The organism is Novosphingobium sp. ZW T3_23 (genome assembly GCF_044987305.1).
Taxonomy (GTDB): Bacteria; Pseudomonadota; Alphaproteobacteria; order Sphingomonadales; family Sphingomonadaceae; genus Novosphingobium.
In genome coordinates, this window is sequence record NZ_JBJDRF010000093.1 from 1 (window position 1) to 9,991 (window position 9,991).

10 protein-coding genes are annotated in these 9,991 nt (G+C 63.6%); 2 read left to right on the forward strand and 8 right to left on the reverse strand.

The features are described 5' to 3' along the window. Window positions 1-2,166 precede the first annotated feature (2,166 nt). The 8 genes from ACI3K3_RS24635 to accD form a co-directional block, all read right to left on the reverse strand. Window positions 2,167-2,427, reverse strand: coding sequence for a hypothetical protein (locus tag ACI3K3_RS24635; protein ID WP_404918584.1), 261 nt, complete (start codon window positions 2,425-2,427; stop codon window positions 2,167-2,169). Window positions 2,428-2,437: 10 nt separating this feature from the next. Next, window positions 2,438-2,662, reverse strand: coding sequence for a hypothetical protein (locus tag ACI3K3_RS24640; protein WP_404918586.1), 225 nt, complete (start codon window positions 2,660-2,662; stop codon window positions 2,438-2,440). An 11-nt stretch (window positions 2,663-2,673) separates the two neighbouring features. Further along, a complete protein-coding gene (locus tag ACI3K3_RS24645) occupies window positions 2,674-2,868 on the reverse strand; it encodes a hypothetical protein (protein WP_404918588.1) in 195 nt (64 codons plus the stop codon). Between the two features lie 511 nt (window positions 2,869-3,379). After that, window positions 3,380-3,562, reverse strand: a complete 183-nt coding sequence (locus tag ACI3K3_RS24650; RefSeq protein WP_404918590.1) for a hypothetical protein — start codon at window positions 3,560-3,562, stop codon at window positions 3,380-3,382. A 689-nt stretch (window positions 3,563-4,251) separates the two neighbouring features. Beyond that, a complete protein-coding gene (locus ACI3K3_RS24655; RefSeq protein ID WP_404918592.1) occupies window positions 4,252-5,199 on the reverse strand; it encodes an acetyl-CoA carboxylase carboxyltransferase subunit alpha in 948 nt (315 codons plus the stop codon). Between the two features lie 34 nt (window positions 5,200-5,233). Then, window positions 5,234-6,583 carry an acetyl-CoA carboxylase biotin carboxylase subunit gene (accC, locus tag ACI3K3_RS24660; protein ID WP_404918594.1) on the reverse strand — a complete coding sequence of 450 codons (1,350 nt, stop codon included), beginning with the start codon at window positions 6,581-6,583 and terminating at the stop codon, window positions 5,234-5,236. Between the two features lie 13 nt (window positions 6,584-6,596). Continuing rightward, window positions 6,597-7,043 (reverse strand): acetyl-CoA carboxylase biotin carboxyl carrier protein, encoded by a 447-nt coding sequence (gene accB / locus ACI3K3_RS24665; protein WP_404918596.1) that lies wholly within the window; start codon window positions 7,041-7,043, stop codon window positions 6,597-6,599. Next, complete coding sequence (gene accD, locus ACI3K3_RS24670; protein ID WP_404918598.1) at window positions 7,040-7,888, reverse strand: acetyl-CoA carboxylase, carboxyltransferase subunit beta; 849 nt, start codon at window positions 7,886-7,888, stop codon at window positions 7,040-7,042. Before accD ends, accB begins: the two co-directional genes overlap by 4 nt. Before the next feature lie 450 nt (window positions 7,889-8,338). Here accD and ACI3K3_RS24675 point away from each other — a divergent pair, with 450 nt between their 5' ends. Both ACI3K3_RS24675 and ACI3K3_RS24680 read left to right on the forward strand, forming a co-directional pair. Then, window positions 8,339-8,755 (forward strand): secondary thiamine-phosphate synthase enzyme YjbQ, encoded by a 417-nt coding sequence (locus ACI3K3_RS24675; protein WP_404918600.1) that lies wholly within the window; start codon window positions 8,339-8,341, stop codon window positions 8,753-8,755. A gap of 163 nt (window positions 8,756-8,918) precedes the next feature. Then, the coding region (locus ACI3K3_RS24680) for an L-serine ammonia-lyase (RefSeq protein ID WP_404918602.1) at window positions 8,919-9,991 on the forward strand (1,073 nt) is incomplete at its 3' end.

Consider the following 9,991-nt stretch of genomic DNA (forward strand, 5'->3'; position numbering starts at 1 on the left):
ACAGGCACCCTTCAAAAGGCGCCTCCTGCGTTCCGGCATCGGCTACGGGCTACGCCCTTCGCCAATCCCGGAACGCAGGATTCTCATCATGTTTGTCGCGCTTTCTCACCCTGAATGTCGCGCGACAGTTATGCTGCGATCCTAGACCAGCCTGTAGCGCGAACCCCCCATAGAAGGCTGGTTTCCATTGCTTTGAACCTGCAAAAGAACCTCGCCCCGGAGCGCGACCTCGAGTGCGATCCGGGGCGTCTTTTGACCGGGCCTTGGCCAGGCCCCGTTGTCTGGTCTCTCTGAAGCGGTATAAGCTGGCATGCAGGTCTTGCCTCTAAACAAGTCTTAGCTGCTGGTATTGGTTCTGGGAGGTAATCCCTTCGCCGATACGGAGGGGCCGTCGTGAGGGCGATCCATGCCGGTCCCTCATAGATTCTGACTCGGTAGATCGCGCCGCGAAGAGTATCCACCGGTGCGTCCGGCGCATTTACCGGAGGGGCCGCTCTCCGCTCTGGGGAGCGGCCCTTCAAAATCGATCCGGTAGCGGCGGACCGGACTCGACACCGGCTACCAAGCAGTCTTCAGTTCTACCTGGCCCGACCGCGTTAGCGATCCTCAAGCAAGGGGGCACGTCCTTCCGTGCAGCCGCAGCTGTCGAGAAGGTATCATGACGGGAGGCGGGAACAACCGGCCTTGCATGATGTTAACCCGGGGTTGTCTAGCGACAGCATCGCGATGGCGCCTATCACCCCCGGCTCATCGCACAGAGGTCGCACCTTTACCGGAGCGACCTCTTTTCGTTTCAGTCTTATGTCCGCAGGAACATCTAGGCGGCTGGCGCGATTTAAGCGCGTCGCTCTGCATGCGATAACCCGAACCTAGGCCTCGCAGTCCCATAACGTGGACAGCGAGGCCTTTTTCGTCGCCGCGACGAAGCGGCATGCGGTGCTCGACCAACGCTCCCAGCCCATCGTTTCGAGGCCGATTTTTTGCGAGGAGCTGCCTCTTTCGTTCTGGGTCAGAAGAAGGATACGCCAAAAAGAACTACGCAGCATCCCAGCAGGACGACGCCCCACCTTACGCGGCGGCTTAAGAAGGTATCTGCCAGGATTCCGGTGGCCGCCAGGCTTACGCCTACGACGACAGACGCGACGAGCGCGTGAGGATTGTTACCTTCCAACGCGCGGCTCCTGTTCCATGCGTACCCTTCCCGTCACATCAGGAACAATATGCCGCATACTGCCAAACTCATAGCACTGGCAATCCGAAGCATATAAATAAGCGGCGCCGACATTTCACCATCGCCTATTATTGCGATCGCCCCTGAGCAAATTCCCACAGTGCCCAAAAACAGGGCGCCCCATTGCAAGACGTCGCTTACGACCACGTCAGCTTCGGGGCAGCGCGGCGACCCATCATCCAAAGTTCCACATTGCGACTCCGTGACGCTTCCTCGTATATTTTTCGAGACCATCCCGTCTAGTCAGTAGGGAGCAATCCGGTTCCTACGCGATAACCTAGATTACTCGCCGGCGGCATTTCGCCGTTGCGGCGATCGAGATCGTTGCGGGCCGGGTTCGACACCGGCTGGCAAACGCCCCCATACGTTCACCCCTCCGCTTGGTGCACGTGGGCGCGTGCATCCGCGCTGCCGCAATAGAGGTGACATATATCAATTCACTATTGCCCTGGGCCATCCTCTCGATTGGCTACTTGTTGCGGACTGCTGCTGACCGAATGGAAGGACGCCGCCGACGGGGTGGCACTGCGGCGTCGAAGGTAACTGCGGACCGGGTTCGACACCGGCTACCAAGCAGTCTTCAGTCCTACTTGGCCCGACCGCGTAAGCGATCCTCAAGCGGGCGGGGGCACGTCTTTCCGTGCAGCCGCAGCCGAGGGGATGCTAACACGGATCAAGGCTGGAACAACGCCTCCTGCAGCATGTTAACCGGGGGTCGTTCTCCAGCGACGTTACGGTGACCATCTCTCTCCCAGGGTCACCGTACGACGGAGGCCGCCCTTCCAGCGAAGGGCGGCCTCTTTTTGATCCAGAATTTTCCGAGGCCTGATCCTTAAGAGGTGTGTAACCACAATGCTGGTAACGCTATGCTGTAGCGACCAGTGCCCCCCGGTCGAGACAAGGCCGTCCCTACACAGGGGCGGCCTTTTTTCGTATCAGCTTCGTCCCATGAGCCGCGCGGCGCCGGCTGGAAGCCGCACTGAACCCATCTCGCATCCCTCGACAGGCTCGCACTTCGTGAGGTCTATGACAGGGATCGGCACCATTTCCTCATCGTCCTGCGTCAGCGCCTTAACCGCGCAGATAAGCTGTGGCACCAGGTCGCGGAGCTGCACCAGATCGGCACGTGTACCTGCCCGCGAGCTCGCCAGAGCGTGGAGCCGCTGGGCATGCTCGATCAATTCGCCATACGTCATGCCATTCACCTTAGTAGCTTGCCCAGTCGAGTTCCGCCTCTTCCAAGGCCGCGAACATCTCGCCATCGGCCTGAAGAATGCTCAGGCGCTTACGCACCGCCTCCGGGTCGCCATCGCGCGGAAAGCCTCGATCACCCGCGGCGCCCTTAGCTAGCTCGCCGACGATCCCGACGCGCTCGACCTGCATCAGCAACCAGCGGCCAAAGGGTCCGCGCTCGGCTTGTGCTTCACTCATGACCAGCATCCCTACTCAGCCATCTCGGCGGCAACGCGCTGCCAAGCGGAAGGATCGTTCAAATCGTACTGCTGGATGCGAATCAAGCCTCGCGTTTGGTCGATTTTCTCATCGAGCCGTCGCAGCACGGCGGGGAAAATGTCCACGAGCTGGACGTAATCGTCGGTCGTCGCGCTTTCCCTTTTGGCCTGCGCGCAGACGGACATACGGTCTTACGAGCAAGGTCGCGACTATTCAGTAGAATAAGGAAACCCGCGTCTGTTCCAGGCGATGAACCGCGTACTCGGGAATGCGACCCACGCCTCAAGAAAAGAGGTGATCCCGGTCAGATGGTGGAGCGCCTCGAAGGCTTTCGTCTGCTTCGGCCAGACGCACCATACTGCAACTTAGGCCCCGCAGCCGAGTACACCTTTGCGGGGCCTCTTTTCCCGGTGCATCTGTCGACCGGGCTCGCAACCGGCAACCAGGTGGATCTCGCGGCACCTGACGGTCGTCAACGGGGTTCGTCTGTTCGTCACGTCCAGCCCCGCAGCCGCCCGCAAGCAGAAACATCTCCCGTATGAATCAGGAACCAGCGTGCTTCGAAAATCTTAGTTAGATGCCGGCGGCGACGCGGCCGTGCGGTGGGAGACCAACAGTCGCAACCCACCGTTCGGAGGCCGTCCCCTTCGCGGGGGGCGGTCTCATCTTTTCTAGATCAGAAACACTGTTTGAGATCTACTGCCAATGGCTCGGAGCCTTCGGCAGCGCCATACCCGGCTCCCATTTCTGGAGGTCCTCCTCGATCCAGGCCCGCAGTTCCAGAGATTCCGGGGCGGGCAGAAGGATAGCAACTTCCTCCAGCACCGCGACCGCGCCAGAGCGGAAAGCTTCTATTCCGCTCATGTCCCATTCACTCATAGACCGAATCCCACGCCCCATGATCGTCACTGTTAGCACGGACGCTGCCAAACAGACCAAGCGTGAAGTGCGTAAGGTGTGCAGCCCCGCATTGGAGTGGGCGTCGGGTCTCCAGAGAGGTAGCCGTGGATCGCTTCGGATCTTCGGGCTTGTGGCGCCTCATCGGTGCAGCCGGAGTTTGCGCAGAGTTATCAGGACGAGCGGCGGGAACAACCGGGCGGGCGCGATGTTATTCCGGGGCTGTCTAGCGGCAGCATCGCGGTGGCACCTATCCATCCCCCGGGCCATTGCACAGAGGTCGTCCCTTTTGCGGGGGGCGGCCTCTTTTCACATCTTCAAAGGGCGGCAATCCCGATCCCGATCAGGCCGATGCCTATGACAGCCATCCACTTGCGGAGCGGCGGGCCCACGAGGCCATCACCAAGGATACCCGTTCCGACGAATGTCAGGCCAACAAATATCGTCACAATGAGAACGCTTGTCGTCGTCAAACCTCGACCTCCATCTTCTGGGGTCGAAGGCTCAGCTTGGCCTTTGATAATGTCAATGAGCGCCGATGATCTCGACTATAGCGCCATCGCGCTCAGCCCGTGCGTCGCGAACCGCCTCAGTTTTTCATCCGCCTGCGGAACGGGCGCCGTTTGCGCGCATGTAAAAGGCGCCGGTTCCGGGCCGGCGCCTTCTTCGAATCATGCCCGGCCGATGGCCAGGAAGCGTTCCTCGCGGCGGGCGAGGAGATCGCTGGCAGGAAGTGCCGAGAGCGAATCGAGTTCCTCGTCGATGGCGCCGAACAGTGCCTGTGCCGTCGCCTGAGCGTCGCGGTGCGCGCCGCCGGCCGGCTCCGGCACCACACGTTCGATTACGTTGAGGGACAGCAGATCCTGCGCGGTCACCTTCATCGCTTCGGCTGCATCCGGAGCCTTGTCCGGGGTGCGCCACAGAATCGAGGAGGCACCCTCGGGAGAGATCACCGAATAAATCGAGTGCTCCAGCATGAGCACGCGGTCGGCTGCGGCCAGCGCCACGGCGCCGCCGGAACCGCCCTCACCGACGATGGCCGAAACCATCGGCACCGGCACGCCGAGGCAGGCCTCGATCGAGCGGGCGATGGCTTCGGCCTGACCCCGTTCCTCGGCCTCGACACCGGGGAAAGCGCCAGCAGTGTCGACCAGGGTCACGACCGGTAGGCCGAACTTGCCCGCCATCTCCATCAGGCGGATCGCCTTGCGGTAGCCCTCGGGCTTGGCCATGCCGAAGTTGTGCTTGATGCGGGTCGCGGTGTCGTGGCCCTTTTCGTGCCCGATCACCATCACGCGGCGTCCCTTGAGACGCGCCAGGCCGCCGATGATCGCCTCATCCTCGCCGTAGAGGCGATCGCCGCCCAGCGGGATGAAGTCGGTGAAGCCCATCCGGATGTAGTCCACAAAATGCGGACGCTGCGGATGGCGCGCCACCTGGGTCTTCTGCCAGGGCGTCAGCTTGGCGTACGTCGCCGACAGCATGGCCGCGCTCTTCTTTTCGAGGCGCGAAATCTCGCCCGCGATGTCGAGGTCGCTGTCGCTGGCGGTCGTGCGCAGCTCCGCAATGCGGGCTTCGAGCGCGGCGATGGGCTTTTCGAATTCAAGAAACGAGATCATGCTCTTTCCGTTTACCTGCCGGGATCAGCGCGCCTCAGGAGGCGCGCTTGGCCAGCCATTCCTCCAGCCACTTGATGGTATATTCGCCGCTCTGGAACTCGGGATCTTCCAGCAGGGCCTGGTGAAGCGGGATCGAGGTCTTGACCCCGTCGATCACCATTTCCTCCAGCGCGCGCTTCAGGCGCATGATCGCGCCGTTCCGGCTGCGGCCCGAGACGATCAGCTTGCCGATCATCGAATCGTAGTACGGCGGGATGCGATAGCCCGTGTAGAGACCCGAATCGACGCGCACGTTCATACCGCCCGCCGCGTGGTAGTTCGTCACCTGCCCCGGCGAGGGCGTGAAGTTCCACGGGTCTTCCGCGTTGATGCGGCATTCGATGGCGTGGCCCTTGAACTCGATCTCTTCCTGGCGGAAAGCGAGGGGCTGGCCGTCGGCAATGCGGATCTGCTCACGGACGAGATCGACGCCGGTGATGGCTTCCGTCACCGGATGCTCCACCTGAAGGCGGGTGTTCATCTCGATGAAGTAGAACTCGCCGTTTTCCCAGAGAAATTCGATCGTGCCGGCGCCGCGATAGCCCATGTCGGCCATGGCCTTCGAGACGATGCCGCCCATGCGGTCGCGTTCTTCGGGGGTGATGACCGGCGAAGGCGCTTCTTCCAGCACCTTCTGGTGGCGGCGCTGCAGCGAGCAGTCGCGCTCGCCCAGGTGAACCGCCTCGCCCTTGCCGTCACCGAAGATCTGGAACTCGATGTGGCGCGGGTTGCCGAGGTACTTTTCCATGTAGACGGTGGCGTCGCCGAAGGCGGCCTTCGCCTCCGAACGGGCCTGGCCCATCTGGCTTTCGAGTTCCTCGGCCGAGTTCACGACCTTCATGCCGCGACCACCGCCGCCCGAAGCGGCCTTGATGATCACCGGATAGCCGATCTGCTCGGCCAGCTCGCGCGCGACGTCGAAGTCCTCGATCGCGCCGTCCGAGCCCGGAACCAGCGGCAGGCCGAGCGCGCCGGCGGTGCGCTTGGCTTCCACCTTGTCGCCCATCGTGCGGATGTGCTCGGGCTTGGGGCCGACCCAGATCAGGCCATGCGCCTCGACGATCTCGGCGAACTGGGCGTTCTCGGAAAGGAAGCCGTAGCCGGGGTGGATCGCGTCGGCATGGGTGATCTCGGCCGCGGCGATGATCGCCGCGACGTTGAGGTACGAATCCTTGGCCGCCGGCGGGCCGATGCAGACCGCGTGGTCGGCAAGGCGCACGTGCATGGCGTCGGCGTCGGCGGTGGAGTGCACCGCGACGGTCTCGATGCCCATCTCGCGCGCGGCGCGATGGATGCGCAGGGCGATTTCGCCGCGGTTGGCAATCAGGAGGCGCTTGATGGCCATGAAGCTATTGTCCTCAGGCGATCACGACGAGCGGCTGGTCGAATTCGACCGGCTGCTGGTTGTCGACGAGGATGGCCTGGATCGTGCCGCTCTTGGGGGCGTTGATCTGGTTCATGACCTTCATGGCTTCCACGATCAGCAGCACGTCTCCGGCCTTGACCTGCTGGCCGACGCTGATGAAGTTCGGCGCGGTGGGCTCGGGCGCGAGGTAGACGGTGCCGACCATGGGCGACTTGACCGCATCGACCGGAGCGGCTGCGGGCGCAGCCTCTGCCAGGGGAGCAGCGGCAACCGGAGCGGCAGCCAGCGGCAGGGCCGGGGCAGCAGCGGCAACGATCTGCTGCGCCACCTGGCGCACGACCTTGATCTTGCGTTCGCCGTCCTCGACCTCGATTTCGGTCAGGCCGGTTTCAGCGAGGAGCTCGGCGAGCTCGCGTACCAGCGCGCTGTCGATGTTCACGCAACTTCCTTTCGTTCAAGATATTCGAGCAGCGATGCCAGCGTGCCTTTGAGGTCCTTGCGGTGGACCACCATGTCGACCATGCCGTGGGCATGGAGGTACTCGGCGCGCTGGAAGCCGTCGGGGAGTTTTTCGCGGATGGTGTCCTGGATCACGCGCTGGCCGGCAAAGCCGATGAGCGCGCCCGGCTCCGCGATCTGGATATCGCCCAGCATCGCGTAGCTGGCAGTGACGCCGCCGGTGGTGGGATCGGTCAGGACGACGATATAGGGGAGCCCCGCGCGCGCCAGACGGCGGATGGCAACGGTGGCCTTGGGCATCTGCATGAGCGAGAGGATACCCTCCTGCATGCGGGCGCCGCCCGCTGCCGTGCAGATCACGTAGCCGCAATCCTCGGCAATGGCGCGTTCGACCGCCTCGACGAAAGCCTCGCCCACGGCCATGCCCATCGAGCCGCCCATGAAGGCGAAGTCCTGCACGCCGAGCACCAGCTTGCGGCCCTCGACCGTGCCGAGCGCATTGGTCAGCGCATCGGGGAACGGGTTGGCGGCGCGGGCGATCTTCAGGCGATCGGAATACTTCTTGCTGTCGCGGAAGTTCAGCGGGTTTTCGGGCACCAGCGCGGCGGGCAGCACCGCGTAACCGGCATCGAGCAGCTGGTCGAAGCGTGCCTGCGCGCCGATGCGGCCATGGTACTGGCAGCGCGGGCAGACCGACAGATTGTCCTCGAATTCCCTGGTGAAGAGCATCTCGCCGCAACCGGGACACTTGGTCCACAGGTTGTCGGGCGTGTCCCGCTTCGTCAGTCCCCCGAGGGAATTGCGTACCTTGCTAAGCCAACTCATGACGAACCCTTGCGTGAATCTCTAGCGGCCCGGTGACTCCGGGCTCGCCTGTTGGACCGACCGGGCGCAGCGTTAGGGGTTGTTTTCCTGCGCCCCTTGCGACCGAACGATCTCTGTATGCGGCGTACTCCGCGCTGGCCTGTCGGGCCCGCCGCCGAGCGCGGCAATACGCGGGAGCAATGGGTTGATCAATCGCCAGAACGCCTCGACATGCGCAAAAATTGCCCTGCAGTCGTCCTCCATAGCCTTGAAAGGCGCAGAAATCCACGGATTTACGCCTTCGATCGATACCCTTTCAAAACACCGCGAAGGCCCGCCCGAACGGCTGTTTTTCGCCATCTTACCATTACGTCAAGCCGTATTCCGTGGCCTTTTGATCACTGCGGGGCGGGTTCGGGGGCCTTGCGGACGTCGTTGAAGCGGGCACGGGAAGGGTCCAGGATGGGCGTCATGAAGCAAGCCGTCACCACCCTCACCTTCCGCACGTCTGGCCGAGGGCTCACCGATATCACTCAGGCGATCACCGAGTGGCAGCGCGGCAGCGGCATCCAGGAAGGGCTGCTGACGCTGCTGTGCCGCCACACCTCGGCCTCACTGCTGATCCAGGAGAACGCCGCGCGTGAGGTGCGCTCCGACCTGATCGACTGGCTTGATCGCGTAGCGCCCGAAGGCCCGCACTATGATCACGACGAGGAGGGGCCGGACGACATGCCCGCTCACCTCAAGGCCACACTGACGGGCGTGAACCTCTCGATCCCGGTGATAGACAGCCGCCTTGCGCTCGGGACATGGCAAGGGATCTTCCTTGCCGAGCATCGGCGCATGCCGCACGCCCGGCAGGTCGCCTTGCACCTTCTCGGCATGTGAACGGAGACCATCGCGATTCGGCAACATCAAGCGAAGCCGACCGGGCAGTTCAGGTTTCGTCGGACCATGCCATTTGCCATTGCATCCGCCCGGGCGATGCCTATCCACACGGCCTTATCGATTCTGGAGATTGTTTCGTGTCGTTCCCTCGTGTCCCGCGTGAGTGCCGCTCTTGATCTCCGCGCTCGACCTTTTCCGCATCGGCCTCGGTCCTTCCAGTTCCCACACGGTGGGCCCGATGCGAATCGCGGCACGCTTTCTCCTGACGCTCGACGAATCCCATGAGTTCGACCAGATCGCGCGCGTGTCGATCGCGCTGCAGGGCTCGCTCGCCTTCACCGGCGAGGGTCACGGCACCCCCGATGCCTGCCTGATGGGCCTGATCGGGTTCCAGCCGGAAACCGTGGACCCCGAGGAAGCGCATGCTGCCGCTGCGGAAGTCCGCGCCACGCATCGTATTGCGCTGCTGGGGCGCCGCGAGATCGCGTTCGATCCCCGGACCGACCTCGTTCTCGACTTCGACCATGTTCCGGACCTCCATCCGAACGGCATGGTCCTGACCGCCTTCGACGACGAAGGCGCCGCGATCGCCCGTCAGGAATATTTCTCGACCGGGGGCGGCTTCTTCTCCAGCCGCCACCAGCTTGAACAGCCCGCGCCCGACGATCAGGTCACCCATGGCCCGCCGGTCGCCCATCCGTTCGGCTCCGGCGCGCAGTTGCTGGAAGTCTGCGCTGCCAGCGGCCTCGACATCGCCGGGGTCATGCTCGCCAACGAGGCGGCGCGCAGACCGGAGGAAGAGACGCTGGCCGGGCTGGACGCGATCGCCGAAGCCATGAACCAGTGCATCGACGCCGGCCTGGAACGCGAGGGACTGCTGCCCGGCGCGCTGAAGGTGCGCCGGCGTGCCCGCGCGATCCACCAGAACCTCATCTCGCGCCCGCAGGACAACCAGGCCGAGACGCTGATGGACTGGCTCAATCTCTACGCCATGGCGGTGAACGAGGAGAACGCCAGCGGCGGCAGGGTCGTCACCGCACCCACCAACGGCGCCGCAGGGATCATCCCGTCGCTCCTGCGGCAATATTGCAGCGAAGGACGCAAGGCCGTGCCGGGCAAGGCGCGGCGCTACCTGCTGACCGCCGCCGGGATCGGCCTGCTCTACAAGCAGCGCGCCTCGATCTCCGGCGCGGAAATGGGCTGCCAGGGTGAAGTGGGCGTGGCCTGCTCGATGGC

Coding starts and splice junctions, on each gene's coding strand:
- ACI3K3_RS24635 (WP_404918584.1), bottom strand. CDS start 2,427: ATGACGTATGGCGAATTGATCGAGCATGCCCAGCGGCTCCACGCTCTG.
- ACI3K3_RS24640 (WP_404918586.1), bottom strand. CDS start 2,662: ATGAGTGAAGCACAAGCCGAGCGCGGACCCTTTGGCCGCTGGTTGCTG.
- ACI3K3_RS24645 (WP_404918588.1), bottom strand. CDS start 2,868: ATGTCCGTCTGCGCGCAGGCCAAAAGGGAAAGCGCGACGACCGACGAT.
- ACI3K3_RS24650 (WP_404918590.1), bottom strand. CDS start 3,562: ATGAGTGAATGGGACATGAGCGGAATAGAAGCTTTCCGCTCTGGCGCG.
- ACI3K3_RS24655 (WP_404918592.1), bottom strand. CDS start 5,199: ATGATCTCGTTTCTTGAATTCGAAAAGCCCATCGCCGCGCTCGAAGCC.
- accC (WP_404918594.1), bottom strand. CDS start 6,583: ATGGCCATCAAGCGCCTCCTGATTGCCAACCGCGGCGAAATCGCCCTG.
- accD (WP_404918598.1), bottom strand. CDS start 7,888: ATGAGTTGGCTTAGCAAGGTACGCAATTCCCTCGGGGGACTGACGAAG.
- ACI3K3_RS24675 (WP_404918600.1), top strand. CDS start 8,339: ATGAAGCAAGCCGTCACCACCCTCACCTTCCGCACGTCTGGCCGAGGG.